General features: G+C 65.9%; 24 protein-coding genes, 1 tRNA gene and 1 pseudogene. 16 read left to right on the top strand and 10 right to left on the bottom strand.

Translation table 11 applies throughout. From position 1 onward, the window contains the following. Window positions 1-19 precede the first annotated feature (19 nt). From ACR4XW_RS07020 to ACR4XW_RS07000, 5 genes are read left to right on the top strand one after another with little or no spacing between them, the layout of a single operon-like run. Window positions 20-715 (top strand): IclR family transcriptional regulator, encoded by a 696-nt coding sequence (locus tag ACR4XW_RS07020; protein ID WP_434759818.1) that lies wholly within the window; start codon window positions 20-22, stop codon window positions 713-715. 18 nt (window positions 716-733) lie between these two features. Then, window positions 734-2,059 carry an aminotransferase-like domain-containing protein gene (locus ACR4XW_RS07015; RefSeq protein ID WP_434759914.1) on the top strand — a complete coding sequence of 442 codons (1,326 nt, stop codon included), beginning with the start codon at window positions 734-736 and terminating at the stop codon, window positions 2,057-2,059. A 12-nt stretch (window positions 2,060-2,071) separates the two neighbouring features. Then, on the top strand, window positions 2,072-3,061 hold the full coding sequence (locus ACR4XW_RS07010) for a D-alanine--D-alanine ligase family protein (protein ID WP_434759817.1): 990 nt from the start codon (window positions 2,072-2,074) through the stop codon (window positions 3,059-3,061). Continuing rightward, window positions 3,058-3,840 carry an SURF1 family protein gene (locus ACR4XW_RS07005; RefSeq protein ID WP_434759816.1) on the top strand — a complete coding sequence of 261 codons (783 nt, stop codon included), beginning with the start codon at window positions 3,058-3,060 and terminating at the stop codon, window positions 3,838-3,840. The genes ACR4XW_RS07010 and ACR4XW_RS07005 overlap by 4 nt, the downstream gene beginning before the upstream one ends. 2 nt (window positions 3,841-3,842) lie before the next feature. Further along, window positions 3,843-4,244 (top strand): DUF3817 domain-containing protein, encoded by a 402-nt coding sequence (locus ACR4XW_RS07000; RefSeq protein WP_434759815.1) that lies wholly within the window; start codon window positions 3,843-3,845, stop codon window positions 4,242-4,244. Between the two features lie 13 nt (window positions 4,245-4,257). Here the strand turns inward: ACR4XW_RS07000 and ACR4XW_RS06995 are convergent, their stop codons facing one another. From ACR4XW_RS06995 to rpmH, 9 genes are all read right to left on the bottom strand, one after another. Then, window positions 4,258-5,316 (bottom strand): ParB/RepB/Spo0J family partition protein, encoded by a 1,059-nt coding sequence (locus ACR4XW_RS06995; protein WP_434759814.1) that lies wholly within the window; start codon window positions 5,314-5,316, stop codon window positions 4,258-4,260. 164 nt (window positions 5,317-5,480) lie between these two features. Next, entirely contained in the window at window positions 5,481-6,341 is an 861-nt protein-coding gene (locus tag ACR4XW_RS06990) for a ParA family protein (RefSeq protein WP_434759913.1), read from the bottom strand. 209 nt (window positions 6,342-6,550) lie between these two features. Continuing rightward, window positions 6,551-7,174: a nucleosidase gene (locus ACR4XW_RS06985; protein WP_434759813.1), complete on the bottom strand. Its 624-nt coding sequence runs from the start codon at window positions 7,172-7,174 to the stop codon at window positions 6,551-6,553. 28 nt (window positions 7,175-7,202) lie between these two features. After that, the gene (gene rsmG / locus ACR4XW_RS06980) at window positions 7,203-7,865 is read right to left on the bottom strand and encodes a 16S rRNA (guanine(527)-N(7))-methyltransferase RsmG (RefSeq protein ID WP_434759812.1); all 663 of its coding nucleotides are present in this window, start codon (window positions 7,863-7,865) and stop codon (window positions 7,203-7,205) included. Next, window positions 7,865-8,488 carry a Jag family protein gene (locus ACR4XW_RS06975; RefSeq protein WP_434759811.1) on the bottom strand — a complete coding sequence of 208 codons (624 nt, stop codon included), beginning with the start codon at window positions 8,486-8,488 and terminating at the stop codon, window positions 7,865-7,867. Before ACR4XW_RS06975 ends, rsmG begins: the two co-directional genes overlap by 1 nt. Before the next feature lie 80 nt (window positions 8,489-8,568). After that, entirely contained in the window at window positions 8,569-9,681 is a 1,113-nt protein-coding gene (gene yidC, locus ACR4XW_RS06970) for a membrane protein insertase YidC (RefSeq protein WP_434759912.1), read from the bottom strand. Between the two features lie 8 nt (window positions 9,682-9,689). After that, window positions 9,690-10,001 carry a membrane protein insertion efficiency factor YidD gene (yidD, locus tag ACR4XW_RS06965; protein WP_434759810.1) on the bottom strand — a complete coding sequence of 104 codons (312 nt, stop codon included), beginning with the start codon at window positions 9,999-10,001 and terminating at the stop codon, window positions 9,690-9,692. Then, the gene (gene rnpA, locus ACR4XW_RS06960) at window positions 9,998-10,390 is read right to left on the bottom strand and encodes a ribonuclease P protein component (protein WP_434759809.1); all 393 of its coding nucleotides are present in this window, start codon (window positions 10,388-10,390) and stop codon (window positions 9,998-10,000) included. The genes yidD and rnpA overlap by 4 nt, the downstream gene beginning before the upstream one ends. 9 nt (window positions 10,391-10,399) lie before the next feature. Beyond that, window positions 10,400-10,537 (bottom strand): 50S ribosomal protein L34, encoded by a 138-nt coding sequence (gene rpmH / locus ACR4XW_RS06955; protein ID WP_434759808.1) that lies wholly within the window; start codon window positions 10,535-10,537, stop codon window positions 10,400-10,402. 328 nt (window positions 10,538-10,865) lie between these two features. Between rpmH and dnaA the strand changes: the two genes are divergently transcribed. The 11 genes and pseudogenes from dnaA to ACR4XW_RS06900 all read left to right on the top strand — a co-directional run bounded on the left by dnaA (window position 10,866) and on the right by ACR4XW_RS06900 (window position 25,456). Next, window positions 10,866-12,329 (top strand): chromosomal replication initiator protein DnaA, encoded by a 1,464-nt coding sequence (dnaA, locus tag ACR4XW_RS06950; RefSeq protein ID WP_434759807.1) that lies wholly within the window; start codon window positions 10,866-10,868, stop codon window positions 12,327-12,329. Window positions 12,330-12,813: 484 nt separating this feature from the next. After that, entirely contained in the window at window positions 12,814-13,974 is a 1,161-nt protein-coding gene (gene dnaN, locus ACR4XW_RS06945; RefSeq protein WP_434759806.1) for a DNA polymerase III subunit beta, read from the top strand. Window positions 13,975-13,994: 20 nt separating this feature from the next. Continuing rightward, the gene (recF, locus tag ACR4XW_RS06940) at window positions 13,995-15,128 is read left to right on the top strand and encodes a DNA replication/repair protein RecF (protein WP_434759805.1); all 1,134 of its coding nucleotides are present in this window, start codon (window positions 13,995-13,997) and stop codon (window positions 15,126-15,128) included. A 34-nt stretch (window positions 15,129-15,162) separates the two neighbouring features. Next, on the top strand, window positions 15,163-15,693 hold the full coding sequence (locus ACR4XW_RS06935) for a DciA family protein (RefSeq protein WP_434759911.1): 531 nt from the start codon (window positions 15,163-15,165) through the stop codon (window positions 15,691-15,693). 39 nt (window positions 15,694-15,732) lie between these two features. Further along, window positions 15,733-17,664 carry a hypothetical protein gene (locus ACR4XW_RS06930; RefSeq protein ID WP_434759804.1) on the top strand — a complete coding sequence of 644 codons (1,932 nt, stop codon included), beginning with the start codon at window positions 15,733-15,735 and terminating at the stop codon, window positions 17,662-17,664. Then, on the top strand, window positions 17,664-18,179 hold the full coding sequence (locus ACR4XW_RS06925) for a hypothetical protein (RefSeq protein ID WP_434759803.1): 516 nt from the start codon (window positions 17,664-17,666) through the stop codon (window positions 18,177-18,179). Before ACR4XW_RS06930 ends, ACR4XW_RS06925 begins: the two co-directional genes overlap by 1 nt. Continuing rightward, on the top strand, window positions 18,176-18,811 hold the full coding sequence (locus tag ACR4XW_RS06920) for a hypothetical protein (RefSeq protein ID WP_434759802.1): 636 nt from the start codon (window positions 18,176-18,178) through the stop codon (window positions 18,809-18,811). The genes ACR4XW_RS06925 and ACR4XW_RS06920 overlap by 4 nt, the downstream gene beginning before the upstream one ends. A gap of 290 nt (window positions 18,812-19,101) precedes the next feature. Continuing rightward, a pseudogene (gyrB, locus tag ACR4XW_RS06915) lies at window positions 19,102-21,051 on the top strand (DNA topoisomerase (ATP-hydrolyzing) subunit B); the annotation flags it as partial. Between the two features lie 41 nt (window positions 21,052-21,092). Then, a complete protein-coding gene (gene gyrA / locus ACR4XW_RS06910; RefSeq protein WP_434759801.1) occupies window positions 21,093-23,807 on the top strand; it encodes a DNA gyrase subunit A in 2,715 nt (904 codons plus the stop codon). Next, window positions 23,800-25,311, top strand: coding sequence for a DUF3566 domain-containing protein (locus ACR4XW_RS06905; RefSeq protein WP_434759800.1), 1,512 nt, complete (start codon window positions 23,800-23,802; stop codon window positions 25,309-25,311). Before gyrA ends, ACR4XW_RS06905 begins: the two co-directional genes overlap by 8 nt. 68 nt (window positions 25,312-25,379) lie before the next feature. Further along, a tRNA-Ile gene (locus tag ACR4XW_RS06900) sits at window positions 25,380-25,456 on the top strand. 100 nt (window positions 25,457-25,556) lie between these two features. Here the strand turns inward: ACR4XW_RS06900 and ACR4XW_RS06895 are convergent. Further along, entirely contained in the window at window positions 25,557-25,913 is a 357-nt protein-coding gene (locus ACR4XW_RS06895) for a hypothetical protein (protein ID WP_434759799.1), read from the bottom strand. Window positions 25,914-25,967: the final 54 nt, after the last annotated feature.

Below are 25,967 nucleotides of genomic sequence, written 5' to 3'. Positions count from 1 at the left end.
TCTTTCATGAGGGGGTTTCATGAGGGCTGAGGGGGTTTCCGGGGAGGCTCGGTTGCCGAACTCGTTGCACCGTGGATTGCAGGTTCTCGATCTGATTTCGAGGCACCGCACCGGTATTACCGTGCAACAGCTTGCCCAGGCTTTGGATTACTCCGAGGCCGACACCCACGAACTGGTGCACGAACTGTGCGGGTTCGGGATGGTCGCGCTCGAGAAGGGTCGGGTTCGGCTCGGTGGGCATGTCGTCACCCTCGCGGCCCGCTTCGCCCCGCAACTCAACCACGGCGTATCGGAGGGCGTGCTGTCCGAACTGGCCGATTTCAGTGGCGCCACGTGCTTCGTGGCCGTTGCCGATGGCGACCAGTGTGTGGTGGTCAACACCGCCGAGCCGGACGATCTGGTGATTCGGGTCGGCTACCGGGTCGGCAGCCGGCACAGCCTGAACACCGGTGCCGCCGGCATCGCGATCCTGGCCGCGCGCGCGCCGTCCGATGACGATTCCGAGGACGTACGCTTGGCCCGCGAACGTGGTTACGCGATCACCCGGGGCCACCTGGAGCCCGGGGCGGTCGGTATGGCGGTGGGGTTTCACTCCGATCAGGGCCCGGACATGATGCTGGAATGCTCGGTCGGACTGGTCGCGCTGGACGGGCTGGACGAGGAACCGGTGATCATGCGGGTGCGCCAGGCTGCTGCCCGATTGGCGGAGGTCTGAGCCGTCCCGGACGGCGGGATTAGACTGAGCGGCGTGGATACTCCCGAACCCGTCCGGCACGACACGCGACTTGATCACTACGTGGATCGATATGCGGCCAGGACGCACGGGATGCACGCCTCGGCCGTCCGAGCTCTTTTTGCGGTCGCCAACCGGCCCGAGGTCGTTTCCCTGGCCGGTGGGATGCCGAACATCACCGACCTGCCGCTGGCCGAGGTCGCAACCCAACTCCACGACCTGATCGTCGAGCAGGGTGCCCGGGCGATGCAGTACGGCTCGGGACAGGGCGAACCGTTTCTGCGCGAGAAGATCACCGAGGTGATGAAGCTCGAAAGCATCAACGGCCACCCCGACGATGTGATCATCACCGTCGGCTCCCAACAGGGGCTGGACCTGATCACCAAGATCTTCTGCGACCCGGGCGATGTGGTGCTGGCCGAGGCGCCGAGCTATGTCGGAGCGCTGGGTACCTTCGCGTCCTACCAAACCGATGTGGTGCACGTCGCCATCGACGACCAGGGTCTGCAACCCGATGCCCTGCGCGAGGCGGTCGCCACCCTGCGCTCCCAGGGCCGAACCCCGAAGTTTCTCTACACCGTGCCGAACTTCAACAATCCGGCCGGTGTGCTGATGAGCATGGAGCGTCGCCGGCAGGTGGTCGAGGCGGCGCGCGAGTGCGACATCCTGATCGTGGAGGACAACCCCTACGGTCTGCTCAACCTGGATTCCGACCCGGTGCCGGCGCTGCGCTCCCTGGACGCCGACAACGTGCTGTACCTGGGTTCGTTCTCCAAGACCTTCGCCCCGGGTTTTCGGGTCGGCTGGGTGCTCGCCCCGCACGCGGTGCGCGAGAAACTGGTGTTGGCTCAGGAGTCGTCCACCCTGTGTCCCCCGGTGTTCAGCCAGTACGCCATCGCGCAGTACCTCGACAACCATGACTGGCAGGGTCAGATCACGTCCTTCAAGAACATGTACCGCGAGCGTCGCGACGCGATGTTGGCGATGCTGCCCGACCACATGCCCGCCGGTACCACCTGGACGGATCCGGCCGGTGGATTCTTCGTCTGGCTGACCCTGCCCGAGGGCTTCGACTCCCAGGCGATGCTCCCCCGGGCCGTGACCGCCCGGGTCGCCTACACCCCCGGTACGGCCTTCTATGCCGACGGGCTCGGCAGCCGCAACATCCGGCTCTCGTTCTGTTATCCGCCACCGGAGGCGATCAGGGAAGGGGTACGTAGGCTGGGTGATGTGCTGATGCGCGAAGCGGTGGTCAACGAGACCTTCGGGGTTCGCACCTCCGGTTTGCGCACCCGCACCATCGGCCCCGGCCCCGACCAGCTCTAAGGAAGTACTGCCATGTCTCCCACCGTGATCGTGCTCGCCGGCGGCCTCTCGCACGAACGCGATGTCTCGTTGCGTTCGGGACGCCGGGTGGCCACCGCCCTGCGCAACGAGGGCTATGACGTCATCGAGTCGGACCTGAACTCCGACCTGTTGAACACCATCGCCTCGGTCGACGACCCGGTGATCTTTCCCCTGCTGCACGGCGAAACCGGCGAGGACGGCTCGCTGCGCGAGGTGCTGGGCCTGCTCGGTGTGCCCTTCGTCGGCGCCGGCGGAGCAAGCAGCCGGGTGTCCTTCGACAAGTCGATCGCGCTGCCGATTCTGGCCCACCAGGGCTTCACTGTGCCGGCCCAGGTCGCGCTGCCCCACGAGATCTTCCGCGAACTCGGTGCCCGGGCCCTGATCGAGGCGATGGCCGAACGCATCGGCTTTCCGATGATGGTCAAGCCCGCCCGCTCCGGATCAGCCCTGGGCTGCAGCAAGGTGAACACCATCGACGAGGTGCCCGCTGCGATGGTCGGGGCTTACGCCTATGGCCAGGTGGCGGTGATCGAGGAGTACATCGACGGTACCGAGGTGGCGATCGCGGTGCTCGACCGCGGAGACGGCCCCGAAGCCCTGCCCGCGGTGGAGATCCGGCCCGATTCGGGCGTCTACGACTATGCCGCGCGCTACACCGCCGGTTCGACGCGCTTCCTGGTGCCGGCCGAACTCGACCCGGACGTCGCCCGGGCGGCCGCGGAGGTGGCGGTGGCGGGCCATGAGCACTTCGGCCTGGTTCAACTGAGCCGCGCCGACATGATCATTCGGGACGGGGTGCCCCACCTGCTCGAGATCAACGTGGCCCCCGGGATGACCGAAACCTCCCTGGTGCCACTGGCACTGGAGGCCGCCGGCCTCGATCTGGGTCAGGTCTGCTCCGATCTGGTGCAGCACGCCCGCCGGCATCAGCCGGGCAGCGAATCCACCGAGAATTCCGATTCGCCTGAAAGCACCACATGACCCGACTGTGGCAGGTTCTGCTGGTGTCCGCCGGCGCCATTATTGCTTCAGTAATGGTTTTCTTGGGTCTGTGGCAGATGGAGGTCTTCCAGAGCCAAGGTGATTCCGGCGCTCGGGCCCGGATGGCCGAACCGGCCGTACCACTGGCCGATGTCGCTCCGGTGGGCGAGGAAGTGCGCGACGGCTACGGCCGCACCGTGACGTTCGTGGGCGAGTATCTGCCCGAGCAACAGTTGTTGATTCCGATTGCGGAGAAGAAGGGCACGTACCGGGTGCTGACCGCTCTGGAGAGACCGGACGGTTCCGTGGTCCCGGTGGTGCGAGGCGTCACCGAAAACGATCGGGCACCTGCTCCCCCGTCCGGGGAACAACGGGGCTCGGGGGTACTGCTGGCCTCGGAGTTGCACGTGCCCGGGGACTATCCACCCGGTCAGGCCGGCTCGGTGCGACTCCCCCACCTGGCAACGGTCTGGGATCAACCGATCGTGCCCGGGTACGTGACCCTGCCGCCGGAGATTTCGGCCGAGCAGGGTCTGGCCGAGGCGCCCCTCGATCTGCCGTCGTCCGGTGGTAGTGCCCGCAACAGCGGGTACGCGGTGCAATGGTGGGTGTTTGCCGCCTTCGCCCTGGGGTTCTCGATCTACGTGGCTCGTGACCTCGGTGTGAAAGAGCGGCGGCGCCAGCTGATCGAATCCGGTTTGGTGGAGGCGCCTGCCGATGATGATGACGATTTCGAAGATGACGAGGCTCGGGACACTCCCGAGTCGACGAGGAGCTGAACGTGGATATCCCGGCAACCAAGAAGGCCCTGCTCTTTTACCGCATCATGGCGTGGGTGGTGGGCGTTCTGCTGGCCGTGCTGGTATTGGTCGGTATGCCGTTGAAGTACGGCTTGGGTGACGGCCGTGTCGTGACCTGGACCGGTGTCCCGCACGGTTGGCTCTACGTGCTTTTGCTGATCGCCGCGTTCAACCTGAAGTACAAGGCCAAGTGGGACTGGGGCTGGTTCATCAAGATCGCCCTGGCCGGTACGGTGCCCTTCCTGTCCTTCGTTGCCGAACATTTCGCCACCAAGGATGTTCGACGCCGCATTGCTGCCGCCGAAACCAAGCAGGCTCGACGCAAGAGCGCCCAGGTCGGTTCCACCGACTCGGATGCCATCGAGCAGGCTTCAGGAGAATAGTGAGTGAGTTCTATTACTGCTGGGGTCGCATGATGTTCAGGATGCGTTCCAGGTCGTCCTCGTTCGCGAACTCGATGGTGATCTTGCCGCGGTTCTTGCGGCCGATGTCCACCTTGGCCTTGGTTTCGAAGTAGTCGGACAGGGAGTCCGACAGTTCGATCGCCCGCTCCGATCGCTCTCGGCGTGGGCGTGGTACCCGCGGAGTGTCGAGCGAATCGTTGAGGGTCACCAGTTCTTCTGTTGCCCGCACCGAGAGTCCCTCTGCCACGATGCGCTGGGCCAGTTGCTCCTGGGCCACGCTGTTGGTGAGCCCCAGCAGGGCTCGGGCGTGACCGGCGCTCAACACTCCTGCCGCGACCCGGCGTTGCACCGTGGGTGGCAGCTTCAGCAGACGAATCGTGTTGGCGATCTGTGACCGGGATCGTTTGATGCGATCGGCCAACTCCTCCTGAGTGCAGGCGAAGTCTTCGAGGAGCTGCTGGTAAGCAGCCGCTTCTTCCAGAGGGTTGAGCTGCACTCGGTGGAGATTCTCCAAGAGGGCGTCGCGGAGCATGTCATGCTCTTCGGTCGGCCGGATGATCGCCGGGATCGTCTCCAGGCCGGCCTGCTGGGTGGCACGCCAGCGCCGTTCCCCCATCACCAGTTCGTAGCCGTCACCAGTCCGGCGGACGATGATCGGCTGCAACAGGCCGACCTCGGTGATGGACGCGGCGAGCTCGTCGAGTTGTTCTTCATCGAACACCTGGCGAGGCTGAGCCGGATTCGGTGCGATCGCCGATACCGGAATCTCGGAGAACTCGGCACCCGACGGCATTTCCGTCAACGGCTCGGGTGGCGTATCGGTTGAAGCACGTCGCGTGGAAGCAGGGTGTGTTGAAGCAGCGTGGGGTGACTTCTTGGCGCCGGCCTTCTTCTTGAGCGTGAATGTTTCACGTGAAACATCGACCATCTTCGGGGCTTCTTCGTCTGTTTCACGTGAAACATTCTTACTCGCCCGAACGGTCTCAGGGTCTGTCGGCTGGAAGAGCTCTCCCAAACCGCGACCAAGTCCGCTGCGCTTCTGTCCTGCCACTCATCGCTCCTGAACTCAGTTTCGAGCGATTCTCGCTCGCTACTGCATTGTGCCATGGGTGACCGTGCGTTGCGTCAGCGCCACAGCGGGCCGGAAGCCACTGACCCACCGTCAATGTTTCACGTGAAACACGGGCGCATGAAACTGGAGCAATCCCAGTGTGGTCAGGTTGCTCGGTGCGCAATCTCCTCCGCGGCCTTCAGATACGCCACGGCGCCGGCCGAGTTCGGCTGATAGGTGAGCACGCTTTGCCCGAAACTTGGGGCTTCGGCAACCCGAACAGACCTGGGAACCATCGTCTCCAGAGTCTGGGTGGGAAAGTACTGTCGAACGTTCTCGGCCACCTCACTGGACAGCCTGGTGCGGCCATCATGCATGGTCAACAGGATCGTCGACAATGACAGGCCCGGGTTCAGCACCGACACCACGCTTTCGATCGTCCGCTGCAGATGCTGGACGCCTTCAAGGGCGTAGTACTCACACTGAATCGGAATCAGGATTTCGTCCGCAGCGACCAGGGCGTTCAGAGTCAGCAACCCCAACGAAGGCGGGCAGTCCATCAGCACGTAGTCGAACTCGGCCTCGGCGAGATATCCGGACAGCGCCCGCTTCAAACGTGTTTCACGTGAAACAGCGCTCACCAGTTCCAACTCAGCGGCGGCCAAATCGATCGTCGCCGGAACCAGCCACAGGTTCGGGGCCTCGGGGGACTTCTGCACCACCTCCGAGATCGGAGTCTGTTCCACCAGAACCTCGTAGGTGCCCATCACGCCGCTGCCGTGATCGATGCCCAGCGCGGTCGAGGCGTTCCCCTGGGGGTCGACGTCGAGCACCAGCACCCGTAGCCCGGCCATCCCCAGAGCAGCGGCCAGGTTCACCGCGGTGGTGGTCTTACCGACTCCGCCCTTCTGATTCACCACTGCGAAGACCCGGGTTCGGGACGGGCGGGGGAGTACCGCTTCCGGTTCCTCCACCAGCCGAGGGTCAAGGTCGTCCGGATCTTCTTCCTCCGGCTCATCGGGCATCGCATAGGCGGCCCGACGTGGCCCAGCCGGCACGGCAATCGATGACTCGGAAGCGCTGGATGCCTTGGGAGAACTGGATTCCTCAGGTGCGGCGGTGCGATCGGCGTCCACGACCTTGTCGGCCTCGTCAGCTTCGGCTTCTCGCATCCCGTGTCTTCCCCTTTGTCGACTTTTCTCAACCATTGTCTTATCTGGTGATAATCGATCACTCAGTCGGCACTGCTGTCGGACCCGTGCCATGCTGCCAATCGTTCCCGACGTTCCTCGAGGGCTTCGGCAATACTCTTCGCCGTTCGGTCCACCGAATCAACCCAACTGGCTCGAGCGGTCTCGTCGGCCGGGTCACTGACACACTTCAACATGATCACCGGGATGTCCAACGAACGGGCGGCGTAGGCGACCGCGTAGCCCTCCATGTCGCATACCTGGGCTTGCTGTGCGAGCCGGCTGCGCATGCCCGAGTCCGCCACGAAAACATCGCCGGTGGCACAGCTCACCACTTCGGCCTCGCCCGGCAGGGTGGCCAGATCGATCGGCAGCCCGCATCCCTGACCCGTCAGGCGACGGATGGCTTCGCTGTCCAGGTCGTGTTGCAGTACCTGTAAGACCGCGAATGTTCCCGACAGTCCGTCGACAAGTGCTCCGGCGGTGCCGACATTCACCAGCACCGAGGGTCGCACCTCGCACAGGGCTCCCCGCACAGCCGTGGCTGCTGCGACCTTGCCCACTCCGGTGATCAGGATGGGCCAGTCGCGCTCGAGGTATTGCACTTCGCTGCGCAGGGCCGCCACCACCAGGGGACGGCGGGGCCGGATGTCGCCGATCAGTTCCACGGGTGGGAGCCTACCGACCCGGCACCGATCAGGCTCGCCGCACTCGCACCACGGTCGTCGCTTCGGCCTGGGCGTGGGCCCGTACCGACAGCACCTCGGCACCGAGCTTCAACGATCGCAGGGCCTTCGCGGCCTTGGTCACCTCGTTGGCCGCACTCGCACCTTTGATCGCCAGCACCTCTCCACCGGAGGCCACCAGGGGCCAGCACCATTGCAGCAGCCGGGGGAGTGGAGCCACCGCGCGGTTCGTCACCACGTCAGCCGGCTCTCCACCCTCGGCGAGGTAGTCCTCGGCCCGTCCCCGATGTACCCGCACCCGATCGTCCAACTGGAGTCGCTCGATCACCAATTCCAAGAACTCCACCCGGCGTTGCAGTGGTTCCAGCAGGGTGATCCTCAGATCCGGACGGGTCAGCGCCAGGGGAATGCCCGGCAGGCCGGCACCCGAGCCCACATCGAGCACCGAGCACCCTTCGGCGATCAGCGATTCGATCGCGCAACTGTTCAGCACATGCCGCTGCCAGAGCCGCTCGGCCTCCCGGGGGCCGATCAGTCCCCAGGTGATGCCCTCATCGGCCAGCAGTGCCACGTACCGTTCGGCCAGATCCCTCCGGGCACCGAAAACGTCGGTCAGGACGGCCGCACTCGGTCTCGAAGCAGCGCGCCGGCCCTCGACCTGCGGTTCGTTCATCAGGCGGGAATGACCACCACGCGTCGGTTGGGCTCCTCGCCCTCCGACTCACTGGTCAACCCGGCCTCGGCGACGGCATCGTGGACGACCTTGCGCTCGAACGGGTTCATCGCGGTCAGTCGCACCGGTTCGCCGCTGTCGCGGGCCTCGTCCGCGGCGTCCTGGGCCAGGGCGCGCAGGTCACGCTTGCGCTGTTCGCGGTAGCCGGCGACATCGAGCAGCATCCGGCTGCGTCGTCCGGTGGCGGTCATCACCGCGAGCCGGCACAGCTCCTCGAGGGCCTCGAGCACCTCACCGTTGGCCCCCACCAGGGTGTCGTCGCCGTCGGTGACGATCGACACGTGTGCCCGTCCGGCCTGAATGTAGGTGTCGATGTCACCGTCCATGTCGGCGATATCGAGCAGCTCTTCGACGTAGTCGGCGGCGATTTCGCTTTCCTGCTCCAGCGGGGTGATCGGACGATCGTCCTCGTCGTCGAGATCGTCGTCATTGTCCTCGTCGCTGTCGGAATCGGTTGCGTCCTCGGCAACCTCGTCCGCATCGGCCAGGTCCACTTGGTCTTCGGCCGCGACGTCGTCGCTCACCGGTTCCTCCGCATTTGCGGTGATCTCGGAATCCGTCACGGGTTCCTCCTCCAAAACGTAGGTGCAGTATCGGGTACTGCGGGCCGGGACGCGGCTCGTCCCGTAGGTCTGGTGCCCGGCTAGCGCCGGGTCTTCTTCTTCGATTGCGGCTGTCGACCGGAGCGCGACTTGCGTTGCGGCTGAGTACGCACCGCGGCCCCCTTGGTCTGACGGGCGGCCCGCGGTTTGTGCTGGGGCTGCACCCGATCGGGAGTCACGTCCACCGACTCGGTGGTCTCTTCCTCAGTCGCGGTCGTGGTGGCGGCGGCACCCTTGCGCTGCTTGCGGGCCTTGGCGGCGCGCTCGGCAGCCATCTTCTCCGGGTCACGCCCGTGTCGACGCTGGCGCTCCTCCCAGGCCTCGTAGGCCGGCGTTCCGGGAGCCGGGTTCTTGCGAATGATGTAGAACTGCTGGCCCATGGTCCACAGGTTCGAGGTCAGCCAGTAGATCAGCACACCGATCGGGAAGTTCACGCCACCGACGGCGAAGATGATCGGGAAGAGGTACAGCATCATCTTCTGCTGCTGTGCCATCGGCCCGGTGAGGGCTTCCGGCGGCATGTTCTTGCGCATCAGCTGCAGCTGGGTGATGAACAGGGTCACCGTCATACCGATGATCAAAATCACCGTGACGATATGGACGTGGGTCAGCGGCCACTCGAAGGGCAGGAAGCGGTCGGAGATCTTCGCGCCGAAGAAGGTCGCCTCGCTCAGCGAGCGGGCCAGGTCGGGGGTGCGTTCGATCCAGTAACCACGCGGGTTGTTGTTGGCCGCCCCGACCAGTACCTGGAACAGCGACAGGAAGATCGGCATCTGCAGCAACAGCGGCAGACACGAGGCCATCGGGTTGATGCCCTCTTCGCGGTACAGCTTCATCGTCTCCTGGCCGAGACGTTCCCGGTCGTGGCTGTACTTCTTCTGCAGTTCGCGCAGTTTGGGTTGGACCAACTGCATATTGCGCGAGCTGCGGATCTGCTTGACGAAGATCGGGATCAGCAGCACCCGGATGAACACCGTCAGCGAGATGATCGACAGGCTCCAGGTGATGCCGGAGTCGGAGCCGAAGACGAAGGCCCACACCCAGTGGAAGAAAACCAGCAGCCCGGACACGGCCCAGTACAGCGGGTACATGATCGACCCGCCGAAGCTCATGATGCTGTCCCAGACGCCCATCGGCACCAGCGTGGTGAGCAACACGTCCATCAGTTAGTTCCTCGGGTTTCTGCTTGATAGGTCGCTTCGGCCTTCGCCACGGCGGCGTCGCGCTCTGCTTGTTCGGCTGCCCAGGCTTCGGCAGCTTCGGTACCAGGTACCGGATCGTAGCCGCCGGCGGCCCAAGGGTGACAACTGGCGATCCGGCGGACGGTCAGCCATGAGCCCCGCAGAGCGCCATGTACCTGCACCGATTCCAGGCCGTAGGCCGAGCAACTGGGGTAGTAGCGGCACACCTCGCCGTACAGCGGGCTGATGAACTTGCGCCAGAACCGGATGAACCAGATCAGGATCCATTTCATCGCTGCTCACGTCCTGCTCGGCGTACCGCGCCGTGCCAGGCACCGGCGAGTTCCTCGCGCAGAGTTGCCCAGGTCGCATTTGCGGCCGACGGCAGTGCCCGCACCACCACGTGGGTATCGGACGGGGTGCTCGGTAGGTGTTCGGCCACGGCATGGCGCAGACGACGCTTCACCCGATTGCGGACGACCGCGCCCCCGACGGACTTGGACACCACAAACCCGACGCGGATGTTCGCGTCGGGTCGTTGGTTGGTCTGCTGGTTCGGCGACTGATCTGTCGGCGGGACGCTGCGTGCGTGCACCACCACACACGGTCGTCCGGATCGCGCACCACGAGCCGTGGCGCGGAAGTCGTCGGACGACCGCATCCGCACCGCCGCCGGCAGCATGGAATCCGATCAGGCGGACAGCACGGCGCGTCCCTTGCGGCGCCGCGCCGAGATAATGGCGCGACCGGCACGGGTGCGCATCTTGGCACGGAAACCGTGCACCCGGCTGCGACGCCGGTTGCTGGGCTGGTAAGTACGCTTGCTCACGGGTTCGGCTCCCCAAGGTTGATGGACGCAGGCACCCGTTGCAGGGCGCACGAAGGACACACCGCCGTTGGCGGCGACCTTCATACGGTACGTGGCCCGACCTTTCGGGTCAAACCGCCGGGGGACAGCAGACCTCGAACCAAGGGGGTGTCCAGCAGACACGCCGAGGATATCCGGATCTTCATGGCGAACGCTTGCGGATTCCTCAGCACATTGTTAGCGTCGTTAGTCCCACCCGGCAGTCCGGCAGGCACACCACAAGTGCGCTCCGACAGGACGGCCGGGCTGTTTGTGCACACCCTGTGGACAACCTTGTGGATCGTGTACAGTGACCGCCAGTACGCGGGCCGGTGGAACCGGTCCCTCAGAACGATTTTCTCCGGAGCGCCGAGTGACCGAAGCGGACGACTTCTTAGCCGAAGCGTGGAATAAGGTCTCCGAACAAATCGATCGCTCCAACCAGCACTGGATTCGTTCCTCGCGTCCGATGACGCAATACGACGACACCCTGGTGCTCGCCGTCCCGAACAACTTCACCCGGGACCGGATCGAAGATCGACTGCGTCCGGACATCGAACAGATCCTCGGCGGTATCTACCTGCGCCCGATCCGCATCGCGGTGACCATCGACCCCGACCTCACCGTCAGCAACGAGGATCCGGTCGATGCCGACCTGGACGCGACCCCGGACGTATTCGCCCAGCCGGTGGTGAACTCCACCCCCTCGGCCAGTTCGATCGCGCACGAGTTCGACTCCCGCCTGAACCCGAAGTACTCCTTCGAGAACTTCGTGATCGGCGAATCGAACCGCTTCGCCCATGCCGCCACGGTGGCGGTCGCCGAAGCGCCCGGCAAGGCCTACAACCCGCTGATGATCTACGGGCAATCGGGGTTGGGCAAGACTCACCTGTTGCACGCGGTGGGCCATTACGTCCGCAACTACTACGACCGGGTGCGGGTGCGGTACGTCTCCACCGAGGAACTCACCAACGACTTCATCAACTCGGTGCAGGACAACCGGATGCAGAAATTCCGGGAACGCTACCGCGATGTCGATGTGCTGTTGATCGACGACATCCAGTTCCTGGAGCGCACGGTGCAGATGCAGGAGGAGTTCTTCCACACCTTCAACACCCTGCACAACGCCCAGAAACAGATCGTGATGACCTCCGATCGTCCGCCGAAGTTGTTGCAGGCGCTGGAACCGCGGTTGCGCAGCCGCTTCGAGTGGGGGCTGATCACCGACGTCCAGCCGCCCGACCTGGAGACCCGGCAGGCGATTCTGCGCAAGAAGGCCGCCCAGGACCGACTCGCGGTCGGCTCGGAGGTGCTGGAGTTCATCGCCTCACGGATTCGCACCAACATTCGTGAACTCGAAGGTGCCCTGATCCGGGTCACCGCATATGCCAGCCTGAATCAGCAGCCGGTCGACCTGGCCCTGGCCGAGGCGGTGCTGAAGGACCTCATCTCCGACAGTGCCGACACCGAGATCACCTCGCAGTTGATCATGGCCGAGTCGGCGAACTACTTCGACGTCACCCTGGACGATCTGTGCGGCCCGAGCCGTACCCAGACCTTGTCCAATGCCCGCCAGGTCGCGATGTACCTGTGCCGGGAGTTGACCGACCTGTCGCTGCCCAAGATCGGGCAACAGTTCGGCGGACGCGACCACACCACGGTGATGTACGCCGAACGCAAGATTCGCAAGCTGCTCGGTGAGCGGCGCAGTCTCTACAACCAGATCAGCGAGCTCACCAACCGGATCAAGCAACGCGCAGCCGGCCAGAACTGAGCAGCCCGCCACCCCTGCCAACCCGACCCCACAGGGTCGGGTTTTTTGGTGCCCACACGAGGCCACATCGTTGTGCACGAGCTTGTGAACAGCGACGTGAGCAAGTGGGCTCGGGCTGGGGAAGGACATGCCTGTAATTCATTCTGTCCGCATCTTTCACCCGTGTGATTTCGACTTGCACCCATCCACGTACACATCACCGATCGCCGATCGACTACGGTGAACAGCGGTTATCCCCAGAATTCACAGCAGCTATGACTACGTAGAGAATTGGAATTGATCGATCGAGCTTCAAAGCAGGTCGGCCGAAAACCGTGGATAACTCCCGTCCGGGCCCATCGTCAGCACTGCTTGTCGCTTCCGTGCCCGGCCCCACACAGCCCTCCACCTGTTCCGATATCATCGGCTCACCCCCGCCCGGGGGACGACGCACCGCATCACCATCGAATCAACCCCGGCACCGACCGAGGGCAGGAGACACATCGTGAAGATCCGCTTGGAGCGAGATGTACTGGCCGAAGCTGTCCAGTGGGCGGCCCGAACGCTTCCGACTCGTCCTGCGGCTCCGATCCTGGCCGGCCTGCTGATGCGGGCCGACAGCAATGGGGTGGTCTGGTCGAGCTTCGACTACGAAACCTCGGCCCGGATCACCGTGCCCGCCCAGGTCAGCGACGAGGGTCAGGCCCTGGTGTCGGGACGGTTGCTCGCCGATATCTCGCGGTCGCTGCCGAACAAGCCGGTGGAGATCTCCACCGACGACACCAGGATGGAACTGATCTGCGGGCCGGCGCGGTTCACCCTCCAACTGCTGCCGGTGGAGGAGTACCCGGCCCTGCCGGCGATGCCGGAGGCCTCGGGTTCGGTGCCGAGCCAGGATTTCGCCGAAGCGGTCTCCCAGGTCGTCGTTGCCGCCGGACGCGACGAGTTGTTGCCGGTGTTCACCGGCGTGCGGGTCGAGATCGACGGCGAAACGGTGTCGTTGCTGGCCACCGACCGCTACCGGATGGCCCTGAAGGAACTCACCTGGCAGCCGACCGACACCCAGGCCACCGGGGCCGCCCTGGTGCCGGCCAAGGTGCTGGCCGAGACCTCGAAGTCGATGACCTCGGGTGAGAAGGTGACCGTCAGCCTGTCCCAGGCCGGGGTGGGCGAGGGTCTGATCGGTTTCGAGGGCGACGGGCCCGGTGGCGAACGTCAAATCACCACCCGGCTGCTGGACGGGGAGTTCCCCAAGGTGCGCCACCTGATGTCGATCCAGCCCTTGTTGTCGGTGCGTGGCAATACCCACGACATCATCGATGCCGCCAAGCGCGTGGCCCTGGTGGCCGACCGCAACACCCCGCTGCGAATGCTGATGGGGGAGCAGACCATCACCCTGGAGGCCGCGACCGGCGACCAGGCCCAGGCCTCGGAATCCCTCGAGGCCGTGGTCGACCTGCACGGCAACAGCGAACCCGTCCTGGACGCGGCCGGCTTCAACCCCACCTACCTGCTCGACGCCCTGGGCGCGTTGAGCACCCCGTACGTCCATTTCTCCTTCACCGCGGCCGGCAAACCCTGCCTGCTGACCGGTCTGACCTCGCTGGACGCCGATCCGTTGACCGACTACCGGCACGTGATCATGTTGATGCGTCTGCCGAGTTGAGCGAACGGGGTGATCACTGAGTGTTCGTCGACCATCTGACGCTGGCCGACTTCCGCTCCTACCCCGAAGCCGAACTCGAGCTCACCCCGGGGGTGTGCACCTTCGTCGGTGCCAACGGCCAGGGCAAGACCAACCTGGTCGAAGCGGTGGAATACCTGTCCACCGGCGCCTCCCACCGGGTCAGCAGTGATGAACCCCTGGTGCGGGCCGGTGCCGAACGCGCCGTGGTGCGGGCCCGGGTGCGCGCCGGCCGCGACGACGACCGTGCGCTGGTGCTCGAACTGGAGATCTGGCCGGGCAAATCGAACCGCGCGAAACTCAACCGTGCGCCGCTGCCGCGGGCGCGGGAACTGGTCGGAGTTCTGCGCAGCGTGGTGTTCTCACCCGAAGACCTGGCCATCATCAAGGGCGACCCGGGCCAACGCCGACGCTTTCTCGACCACGTGGTCACCACACGCTGGCCGCGGATGGCCGGAGTTCGCGCCGACTACGACAAGGTGCTGAAACAGCGCACCGCCCTGCTGAAGGTGATCGGCGGCAAGGGCAACCGGGCACCTGATCCGCACGCCCTGCCGACCCTGGAGGTCTGGGACGAACAACTCGCCGCCCTGGGCGCGGAGTTGTTGTCGGCCCGGCTCGACACCCTGGCCGATATGTGGCCGCATGTGCAGCAGGCCTATGCCGACATCGCCCCGACCAACAATGTCGCCACCGGTCACTACCGGGCCTCGGCACCGCTGGGGGAGTCCCACGACCGCGAAGCCTTCACCGAGGTGTTGTTGGCCGAGATGCAGCAACGCCGTTCCGAGGAGATCGCCCGCGGGGTGAGTCTGGTCGGGCCGCATCGCGACGATGTCGAGCTGATGCTGGGGGAGTTGCCGGCCAAGGGCTATGCCAGCCACGGCGAATCGTGGTCGTATGCGCTGGCTTTGCGGCTGGCGGCTTTCGCCCTGTTGCAGGACGATGGTGTGGAGCCGGTGCTGGTGCTGGACGACGTTTTCGCCGAGCTGGACACCACCCGGCGCTCGCGCCTGGCCGGCAAAGCGGTGCAGGCCGAACAAGTCCTGATCACCGCAGCGGTGGCGGCCGACATTCCCGCCGAACTCGACGGCAACCGCTGGCAGGTCACGATGGGGGAGGTGACCCGTGTCTGACCCCGAGGCCGCACCCGGCCCGGACACGCACGGCGTGCCGGAACAGAGCCCCGAAACCCCGGACACCGCGTCCGACCCGGCCCAGGACCACGACCCCACCGGTCTGGAGCTGGCGATGCGGGTGGCCGCCGCGGTCGGCAAGGGCAACGCCCCGCGCGCCCGACGTCCCAAACCCGCGGCGTCCCGGCCGGCGGCCCCGCGCAGTCGCGATCGTGACCCGAAACTGCTCGGCCCCGCGTTGGAGCATCTGATCAGTGACCGGGGATGGTCGACCGAGATCAATGTGCACACTCTGCTCGGCCGGTGGCCCTCCCTGGTGGGTGAGGTCAATGCCGAACACAGCCGGCCCGAGTCCTACAGCGACGGGGTGTTGGTGGTGCGTACCGATTCGACCGTGTGGGCCACCTCGCTGCGCACCATCGCCCACCAACTCGTCGCCCGGTTGAACGACGAACTCGGCCAGGGCACGGTGACGCGGGTGCGGGTGCTCGGACCGGCGGCACCCAGTTGGAAACACGGACGCCGCTCGGTTCGCGGCCGTGGCCCGCGGGATACCTACGGCTGAGCACTTACGGCTGAGCCGAATATCGCTACGCTGGGCCGCGTGACAGCGCCCGCCCGTTTCTGGGACGAATGCCGCGTCCTGGTGGGGACCACCGTGAGGACGTGGCGATCGCTGTTGCCGTTGATGCTGTTGCTGCAGGTGATCTCCTGGTTCTGTCTGCAGAGCACGATGGCCGTGGCCGCGGTGATCACGATGGATCATCCGTGGCTCGCGCTCGGCATCTTCTCGGTCGGTTTCGTGCTCTCCCTGGTCGTCGCGGTGGTGATGCTGAGGGTGGTCGGCGACACCCTGGGCACCCCGGCGATGGTTCCCGACGCCGAGGGCGAACCCGAGGGACGGGTCGGTTTGACCCGGATGCTGGGGTTGACGATGTTGCCGCTGCTGGCGATGTATGCGGCCTTCGGTCATGTCGCCGAGGCGGTGCGCCAACTCACCCTGATCACCTTCGCCATGTTCGGTTCCATCGGTGACAACCTGCTGATCGTGCTCAGCCCGAACCGGGCCGGGGTCTTCACGGTGCTGGCGGTGCTGATCGGCGCCTATGTGCTGCGCCGGGTGCTCGACAAGGTGCACGAGCGCACCGGATGGCGTTGGATGGGTCTGCTGGTGACCATCACCGAAGCCTTCTTCGTGATGGGTGTGGTGCTGGCGGCCTCCCGATGGATCTCGAACCTGACGTTCTGGTTGCGCCACCGCGAGCTGATGGCCTGGTGGGATGCCACCGTCGCCGGCCTGGCCACCGCCCTGCACCTGGTCAACATCGACCTGCCGGCGGTGCTGGCCTGGATCGGCCCGGTGTGGCAGGACGAAGTGGCCCCGTCACTGATCAAGGCCCTCACCGAACCCCTGCTCTGGCTGGCCGTCGCCGCCCTGGTCTTCGGTAGCCGGGTGGTCTCGGTCGCCGATATGTGGCGCAAGGGACAACCCCTGTCCAGCCAGGTGCCCGGGGCCCGGCGGCTCACCCTGTTCCGCAAGATGGCCGCCACCGCAGAGGCCAAACGGCAACATCCCCCGGGCCTGGGACGGCGCTTCGGGATGTGGCTGCAGGAGACCTTCCTGGGCGATATCGACGACAAATACCTGCCCACCCTGCACGCGATCCGGCTGGTGCTGAAAGCCGGCCTGCCGTTCCTGACCGCCTTCGTGTTGCTGCACAACCTGGTGTCGATCGGCAAGGGCCTGCTCACCACCGCCCTGGCGGATGCGATCGGCGGACACTCCACCATCCTGTGGACCGGCATGTTGCCCGGGGTGGAACTGGTGGTCGGCCTGCTTCTCGAAACCGTACGGTTGGTGCTCATCGCGGCGGCCTTTCACCGGTGCCTGCAACTCTTCCGGGCCCGCGCCCATGCCTCGGACAACCCGGTCCCCGCGCCGCGTCCGGGCAAGGCGTCGGCAACGGTGGCCGTCACCTGGCGCAGGTTGCGCGGTGCGTTGGCGATGCTGCTGGTCGCGATCGTGGTCAGCGCGACCGGATGGGTGATCGCGGATCGAACCGGCAAGGAGCACTTCGACTATCGGGACGGAGAGGTCGGCGAGCCCGTGGCCTTCGCCGGTATGGATGTCACCGTCCGGGATGTGCAATACGGCCAACTCGTGCCGGGCCTGAGAGACCTGGCGTTGACGAAATCGCGCTGGGTGGTGGTCTCGACCCGCCTCAGTGCCCCCGGCAAGTCCCGCGCGGTATCGATCAAACTGGTCGGCCCGGGCGGAAAGCTCTATCGCAGCCCCGGTGGCAACCTCACCGTCGGTGACGGTCAGTGGACCGACGAGGACCTGTTCTTCGAGGTGGATGTCGACGACATCGGCGAGTTGAAGATGTTGGTGCAACCGGTCACCGAGATCGTCGTCCGTGAGGACGCCGCCCGGATCGACCTCGGCCCAGAACCCGCTGACGTGCCCCGGGTGATCGATGAGTCGCAGTGGCAGTCGGTGCCGGTCCGCAGGCTGCCGGAGCATGGGGGCAACTGATGAGGACGCCGTGGTGGTTCATCAGTCGCTGGCAGGCCTTCGTGGCGGTACTGCTGGTGGGCCTGTCCTTCCTCACCGTGTGGATCGGCATGACCTACAGCTACACGCTGACCAACTACACCGTGCACGAGCCGGGTGAGGTCGTGTCGAAGGACGGCATCACCTACAAGTACCTGGGCATGGTGCGCTCCCAGGTCGGTACCGGCGGCGGACGAGTGCAATATGCCGCACCGGGAATGACCTACGTCGCCGTGGTCGTCGAGGTCACCATCGATGAGGGCGCCGATGCCTATTGCCCGCTTTCCTTGATCGATGCCGAGCAGACCATGTCCTGGTTCATCGAGCAGTCCCATGTGCTCAACGAGAGTTTCCGGTCCTCCTGTATGGACGCCACCCCCGGTGAACCCACCCAGGTGGTGACGGTGTTCGAGGTACCCAGCTCGCAGGCCGAGAACGTCGGCGGCGTGATGCTGGGCACGACCACCTGGCGGGCCCTGTCGGAGGTGATCCGATGAGGGCCGGGGTATGGCTGGACGACCATCCGCTCGACGAACAGTGGTCGCAACCGGTACGTCCGTTCCGACTGCCGGGCTGGGTGTGGTTGGTGAGCATCGTGCTGGTGTTGGCCGCGATCGCCGGCACCGTCTTCGCCGCCGGTGGTTTCGAGGAGCGCCGAGACCTGATCGATCTGCGCAAGCCCGGTGCGGTGCTGGAGGTCGGCCCCTACGAGATCGTGTTGGACCGGGTGGAGGTGCAGCACGTCCAGGATTACGACGATTCCTGGCACTGGGAGTACCGGGTGATCGGCACGATCACCAACACCTGGCACGAGACGGTCTACTTCGAGACCGGTGACCACGGCTGGATCGCGGTCCGTAATCCGCGCGGCGGCGAGGCCTTGTCGGTGACCAAGGTTGAGGTCGATCAACACGGCAGCGCCTGGGTGCCACCCACCGGAACCCCGCAGTCGGCGGTGTGGACTGTGGAAATGGACACCGAACCGACCGCCTACCTGGCGGTGGGCCTGGTCGACCTGGAGTACACCGACAACACGCTGATCGCCCTGGGGGAACGGGTCTGGAACCCGGCCGACCGGGCCTATCTGACCTATGTCCCGGTGATTCGACTGCCGGATGCGTCCCAATAATGACGTGTCCCCCCACAGCGGTGGGGGTCGCGAGCGTTCTGCGGGCCTTTGAGGGCCGCTAACGGGCATATCGATACAATTTTGTCGTCCGCGGGGGCCGTGAAAGCAGGTTATTCCGCGCTGAGGCAGTAGACTCGATGTGTTTGGGTGATAAGCCATGAGTAACGACAGGAGACGACCCGGTGAGTGAAGAGACCACGGGCCCGTTGAACCCACTGGGAGACATCTCCGGTGAGTTGACCGAGGCCGAGTTGGCCACCATTTCGGGGAGCGTGTCGCACGCGGTCGCCGAGGGTCAGTACGACGCGAGTTCGATCTCGGTACTGGAAGGCCTCGAGGCGGTACGCAAGCGGCCCGGCATGTACATCGGTTCGACCGGTGAGCGCGGTTTGCACCACCTGGTCTACGAGGTGGTCGACAACTCCGTCGACGAAGCCCTGGCCGGCTACTGCGACAAGATCACCGTCACCATCCTGCCCGAGGGCGGCATCCGGGTGGTCGACAACGGACGCGGTATTCCGGTCGGCCTGCACCCGGTGGAGAAGATCCCCGCGGTCACCGTGGCGCTGACCGTCCTGCACGCCGGCGGCAAGTTCGGCGACGGCGGCTACAAGGTCTCCGGTGGTCTGCACGGGGTGGGTGTGTCGGTGGTGAACGCCCTGGCGTCGCGGCTGACCGTCGACGTGTGGCGCGACGGCTACCACTGGCAGCAGTCCTTCTCCCTCGGTGAACCGGACGGGCCCCTGGAGCGGCTCGAGGAATCCGACGCGAACGGCACCACGGTCACCTTCTGGGCCTCCGACGAGATCTTCGAGACCACCGACTACTCCTACGACACCCTGCTGAACCGGTTCCGTGAGATGGCCTTCCTGAACAAGGGACTGACCATCGAGCTGGTGGACGAGCGTCCCGAGCATGCCGACCCCGAAACCGGCGAGGCACCGGGGGAGACCTTCCGCTACGACAACGGCCTGATCGACTACGTCGCACACCTCACCGCGACCAAGGAAACGATCCACCCCACCGTGATCGCGGTGGATGCCCACCAGCCCGACCAGGGCATGGGCCTGGAGGTGGCGATGCAGTGGAACACCTCGTTCAACGAATCGGTGCACACCTTCGCCAACACGATCAACACCCACGAGGGCGGCACCCACGAGGAGGGCTTCCGCTCCGCGCTGACCAACACGGTCAACAAGTGGGGTGAGGCCTGGGGGCTGATCCGCAAGCGCGAGGACCGGGTTTCCGGTGACGACATCCGTGAAGGTCTGACCGCGATCGTGTCGATCAAGCTCTCCGAACCGCAGTTCGAGGGCCAGACCAAGACCAAACTCGGCAACACCGAGGCGCGGTCCTTCGTCCAGCGGGTGGTCAACGACAAGCTCGGCGACTGGATGGAACAGAACCCGGCCGAGGGCAAGGAGATCGTCCGCAAGTCGCAGGCCGCCGCCCAGGCCCGGCTCGCCGCCCGCAAGGCCCGGGATCTGGCCCGCAGCCGCAAGGGTCTGCTGGCCGGTGGCGGGCTGCCCGGCAAACTGTCCGACTGCTCCTCGACCAACCCCGAGGAGTGCGAGGTCTTCATCGTCGAGGGTGACTCCGCCGGCGGTTCGGCCAAGGGTGGCCGCGACCCGCGCACCCAGGCGATCCTGCCCCTGCGCGGCAAGATCCTCAACGTCGAGAAGGCCCGGATCGACAAGATCCTGCAGAACCGCGAGGTCGAGGCGATCATCAACGCGCTCGGCACCGGCATCCAGGACGATTTCGACATCGACAAGCTGCGCTACCACAAGGTTGTGCTGATGGCCGACGCCGACGTCGACGGCGCCCACATCCGCACGCTGCTGCTGACCCTGCTGTTCCGGTACATGAAGCCGCTGATCGATGCCGGGCACGTGTACCTGGCCCAGCCGCCGCTGTTCCGGCTGCGGTGGACCAACGCCCCGCACGAGTTGGCCTACACCGATTCCGAACGCGATGCGCTGCGTGAGGCCGGGCTGGCCGCCGGCAAGAAGCTGCCGAACGTCAACCCGATCCAGCGGTACAAGGGCCTCGGTGAGATGGACGCCGGCGACCTGTGGGACACCACGATGGATCCGGACAAGCGGATCCTGCTGCAGGTGACCCTGGACGACGCGGCCCGGGCCGACGAGATGTTCTCGATCCTGATGGGCGAGGACGTCGAGATGCGCCGCAGCTTCATCCAACAGAACGCCAAGGACGTCCGCTTCCTCGACATCTGACGCGGTGCGGCCGTTGCCCATCGCAGAGCTAAGGACTTTGCATGACTGACATTCCCCAAGACCCGACCTCGGCCGAGGACCAGGCACCCGACGAGCAGGTGCAGGCCGACGGACAGGGCCTGGACATGGGTGAGCGCCTGCAGCGCACCCAGGAGATCGCCCTCACCGACGAGATCCAGAGCGCCTACCTCGACTACGCGATGAGCGTGATTGTCGGACGCGCCCTGCCCGACGTCCGCGACGGTTTGAAGCCGGTGCACCGCCGGGTGCTGTACGCGATGTTCGACGGTGGTTACCGTCCCGACCGGGGCTGGAACAAGTGCTCCCGCGTGGTCGGTGAGGTGATGGGTCTGTACCACCCCCACGGTGACTCGGCGATCTACGACACCCTGGTGCGGCTCGCCCAGCCGTGGGTGATGAAGGCCCCGCTGGTGTTGGGGCAGGGCAACTTCGGTTCGCCCGGTAACGACCCGGCCGCCGCGATGCGGTACACCGAGTGCAAGATGGCGCCGCTGGCCATGGAGATGGTGCGCGACATCGAAGAGGACACCGTCGACTTCAAGCCCAACTACGACAACCGCGACACCGAACCGGTCGTGCTGCCGGCACGGTTCCCGAACCTGTTGGTGAACGGATCCACCGGTATCGCGGTCGGCATGGCCACCAACATCCCCACCCACAACATGCGTGAGGTGGCCGACGCGGTGCTGTGGTCGCTGGCCCACCCGGAGGCGACCGAGGAGGAGCTGCTCGAGGCGGCGATGGAACGGGTCAAGGGCCCCGACTTCCCGCTCGGCGCGTTGATCGTCGGCCGCAAGGGCATCGAGGAGGCCTACCGCACCGGCCGCGGATCGGTGACGATGCGCGCGGTGGTCGACATCGAGGAGGACAAGAACGGCCGCACCTCCCTGGTGGTCACCGAGTTGCCGTACATGTGCAACCCCGACAACCTGGCCGCCAAGATCGCCGAGTTGGTCAACTCCGGCCGGATCGGCGGCATCGCCGACATCCGCGACGACAGCTCGGCGCGTACCGGTCAGCGTCTGGTGATCGTGTTGAAGCGCGACGCCCAGCCGCGGGTGGTGCTGAACAACCTCTACAAGCACACCCAGTTGCAGGACACCTTCGGCTGCAACATGCTCGCGCTGGTCGACGACGTGCCGCGCACCCTGCGCCTCGACCAGTTCATCACCCACTGGGTGACCCACCAGATCGAGGTCATCCAGCGCCGCACCCGGTTCCGGCTGGCCAAGGCCGAGGAGCAGGCCCACCTGTTCCGCGGTTACGTCAAGGCCCTGGACGCCCTGGACGAGGTGATCGCGCTGATCCGCGGATCGCGCACCACCGAGGAGGCCCGGGAAGGGTTGAAGGCCCTGCTGGACATCGACGATGTCCAGGCCACCGCGATCCTGGACATGCAGTTGCGCCGGTTGGCCGCGCTGGAACGCCAGAAGATCATGGACACCCTGGCCGAGATCGAACAGCGAATCGCCGACCTGCAGGCGATCCTGGCCGACGAGAGCCGGCAGCGGCAGATCATCGCCGATGAACTGACCGAGATCGTCGACAAGTACGGGTCGGAGCGCAAGACCCGGATCATCGCCGCCGACGGCGACATGTCCGAGGAAGATCTCATCCCCGACTTCGACATGGTGGTCACGATCACCCACGGCGGGTACGCCAAGCGCACCCGTTCCGACTCCTACCGGGTGCAGAAGCGCGGCGGCAAGGGGGTGCGGGGGGCGTCCCTGCGCACCGACGACACCGTCGAGCACCTGTTCACCACCAGCAACCACGACTGGGTGCTGTTCTTCACCAACCAGGGACGGGTCTACCGCACCAAGGTGTGGCAACTGCCCGAGGCCGGACGCGATGCCCGCGGTGGACACGTCGCCGGGTTGTTGAGCTTCCAGCCCGATGAGCACATCGCCCAGGTGTTGACCCTGCGCACCTATCAGGATGCGCCCTACCTGCTGCTCGCCACCCGTCAGGGCAAGGTCAAGAAGACCGACCTGACGTTGTACGACTCGCCGCGCCAGGCCGGGGTGATTGCGATCAACCTGGCCGATGGCGACGAGGTGATCGGTGCCGGCCTGTGTGGACCGGACAGCGATGCATTGTTGGTCTCGCGCAAGGGTCAGGCGATCCGGTTCCAGCTCGATGATGCCCAGGTCCGTCCGATGGGACGGGCCACCGCCGGGGTCAAGGGGATGGAATTCCGCGCCGGCGACGAGTTGCTGTCGATGGCGGTGGTCGACCACAGCGATGATGCCGACGACGTGGAACGGTTCGTGTTCACCGTCACTGACGGTGGCTACGCCAAGCGCACCCGGGTCAGTGATTACCGCGAACAGCGCCGCGGCGGCCTGGGCATCAAGGCGATGAAGCTCAACGAAGACCGTGGCTCCTTGGTCGGTGGGCTGATCGTCGTCGAGAGCGACGAGGTGTTGGCGATTCGGCTTTCGGGTCAGGTGACCCGCAGTGCGGTGTCGGAGGTTCCGGTACAGGGCCGCGACACCATGGGGGTCAAGTTCGTCGGCGTCCAGGGCAAGGATGCGGTGAGTTTGATCGCGGTGAATCCGGAGGCCCAGGAGCCCGAGCACGAGGATCAGAACGGTGAATCGGATGCCGAATCCGAGGCCGAAGATGCATCTGAAGCCGGAACCAAGCAGAATGAACCGGTCGAGGAAGGTAGCGTGACTGTTACCGACCCAGGCGCCGAGGATGTGCACGGCGAGGAGGAGCTCAGTGACTGATCACTCGAATAGCGGTGGGGACGACGACACGATCGTCCAACCTGCGGTCACCGGTGACAAGCCGGTGCGTCAGGTGGCCCCGCCGTCCCAGGCACCGGTGATGGCGACTCCGCCTGCTCAGGTCCGTCCCGCGGCCGCACCCAAGACCGAGTCCGGTCCGGTGCCCAGCCCCGCCCGTCCGAGCGATACCGGCGCCGGCCCGGCCAAGGCGCCCACCGCCGCCTCCGGGAATACCCCCGGCGCGCCGGTGAAGGCGCCCGGAACCCAGCCGTCCCCGGTGCCGGCACCGGCCGAGGCCAAGAACGCGGCCACGCCGGCTCCGGCCAAGCCGGGACAGCCGCAACCGGCACAATCCCAATCGGCACAGGCCAAACCGACAAAGCCTGCGCAGCCGCAGTCGGCTCAGCCGAAGCCGAACCAGCCCGGGAAGCCGGCCCAAACGCCGCCGGCTGCGAGTGCCGGCGCGAAGCCCCCGGCTTCGTCCGGTACCCCGGCCGCGACCCCGGCGCAGCCGACAAAGAGTACGGCGCAGCCGGCAGCGACCACGGCTCAGCCGACAAAGAGCACGGCTCAGCCGGGGGCAACCAAGCCCACCGAACCGGCGAAGCCGGCCCCGACGGCGAAGTCCGCTGAACCGGCCAAGCCCGCCGAGCCGGACGCTGCCAAGCCGGACGCGGCCAAGGAGAATCAGCCCGGGAAGCCGGCTCAGCCGGTGCGGCGAGGCCCGCGCAGCAAGGCGAGCGCCCGAGCCGCAGCCGCTGCCGGTGGTGCCGCCCTGGGTGGTGCCGCAGTCGGTGCCGCCGCCGGAGGTGCTGCTGGTTCCGGTGCCGTCGGGTCGAAGCCCGATGCACCCGGCGCCACGCCGGCGATGGGTGTGAACCGGGGTGGCGCGCCGCAGCGCAGCACCGCCCAGGTACTGGGGGAGGACAAGAAGACCGACGATCTGGCTGCCCGGGATGCCGCCGGCGGTGACGTGGCCACCCCCGATGCGGACGCGAAGACCGAGGTGTTGGCCTCCGATGCCTCCGCGACCCGCACCAAGGATGGCGACGACAAGACCTCGGGGGCGAAGGCGACCGCCGCGAGCGTGGCCGCCTCGGTGAAGCGTGCGATCGGTAACCCAACCACCCACCGCACCCGCAAAGCTCGGCTGCGGTTGGCGAAGTTCGACCCCTGGTCGGTGATGAAGACCACCTTCCTGTTCTCGATCGCCTTCATGATCGCGAGCCTGGCCGCGGTGATGTTGCTGTACAGCGTGATCAGCTCGTCCGGCGTGTTCGACGCGATCAACGACATCGTCGGTCAGGTGCTGGCCGCCCCCGGTGACACCACCCCGTTCAAGATCGAGGACTACCTCACCCCGCAGCGGGTGGCCGGGTTCACCCTGGTGGTCGGCGTGCTCAACGTGGTGCTGATGACCGCGATCGGAACCTTGGCGGCCTTCCTGTACAACCTCGCCTCCTCCCTGCTGGGTGGTCTCGAGGTGACCCTCGCCGAGGACTGATCGAAAATTTGGAGCGGGCAACGGCGATGCAGTACAGTGACTCGTCGTTGCACCTCCGGGAGCACCCCGGGCCTATAGCTCAGACGGTTAGAGCGCTGCCCTGATAAGGCAGAGGTCACTGGTTCAAGTCCAGTTAGGCCCACCACCATCCAGAACCGGGAAAACCCGCCCCACGAGGGCGGGTTTTTGTTTCCCGGGGGCGGGTGTGTTCGGTCGGTTCGAGCTGCGCGTCAGTTCGAGTTCGGTCAGTTCGAGAGCCGCGTGCGGCGCTGCGGGGCGATCTTCTTCTCCCCGATCGGGTTCGCACCGAAGGATCCCAGTGCAGTACGCGCCGCGGCAGCCGCCGATTCGGCGTCCATCTCGGCCTTGCTGGCGCCGCTGCGACGACGGGCCACCTCGGCATCGAGGGTGGCGTCCAGCCGTGCGGCGACGTCCGGGGGCATCGTCTCGGCCGGGACGTCCGACAGCAACGAGCCGGCCTCGGTGAACACAGCGACAATCTCGGTGCAGCGGGCGCACGATGCGACATGTGCGCGCGCCACCCGATCAACAGCGAGATCGGCAGCCACGTCGGCCAACACATCACGCGAAGGATGAGTCATCTCGGGCTCCAGACGGCGGTTGGAAACGAGGGGTACAGGCTGGGACGAGCTCGA

The organism is Pseudenemella bisphenolivorans, assembly GCF_051133435.1.
GTDB lineage: Bacteria > Actinomycetota > Actinomycetes > Propionibacteriales > Propionibacteriaceae > JAAYAO01.
This window is presented reverse-complemented; position numbering and strand designations above follow the sequence as displayed.

Coding starts and splice junctions, on each gene's coding strand:
- ACR4XW_RS07020 (WP_434759818.1), top strand. CDS start 20: ATGAGGGCTGAGGGGGTTTCCGGGGAGGCTCGGTTGCCGAACTCGTTG.
- ACR4XW_RS07010 (WP_434759817.1), top strand. CDS start 2,072: ATGTCTCCCACCGTGATCGTGCTCGCCGGCGGCCTCTCGCACGAACGC.
- ACR4XW_RS07005 (WP_434759816.1), top strand. CDS start 3,058: ATGACCCGACTGTGGCAGGTTCTGCTGGTGTCCGCCGGCGCCATTATT.
- ACR4XW_RS06990 (WP_434759913.1), bottom strand. CDS start 6,341: ATGCCCGATGAGCCGGAGGAAGAAGATCCGGACGACCTTGACCCTCGG.
- rsmG (WP_434759812.1), bottom strand. CDS start 7,865: ATGAACGAACCGCAGGTCGAGGGCCGGCGCGCTGCTTCGAGACCGAGT.
- yidD (WP_434759810.1), bottom strand. CDS start 10,001: ATGAAATGGATCCTGATCTGGTTCATCCGGTTCTGGCGCAAGTTCATC.
- rnpA (WP_434759809.1), bottom strand. CDS start 10,390: ATGCTGCCGGCGGCGGTGCGGATGCGGTCGTCCGACGACTTCCGCGCC.
- ACR4XW_RS06925 (WP_434759803.1), top strand. CDS start 17,664: ATGAGGACGCCGTGGTGGTTCATCAGTCGCTGGCAGGCCTTCGTGGCG.
- ACR4XW_RS06920 (WP_434759802.1), top strand. CDS start 18,176: ATGAGGGCCGGGGTATGGCTGGACGACCATCCGCTCGACGAACAGTGG.
- gyrA (WP_434759801.1), top strand. CDS start 21,093: ATGACTGACATTCCCCAAGACCCGACCTCGGCCGAGGACCAGGCACCC.
- ACR4XW_RS06895 (WP_434759799.1), bottom strand. CDS start 25,913: ATGACTCATCCTTCGCGTGATGTGTTGGCCGACGTGGCTGCCGATCTC.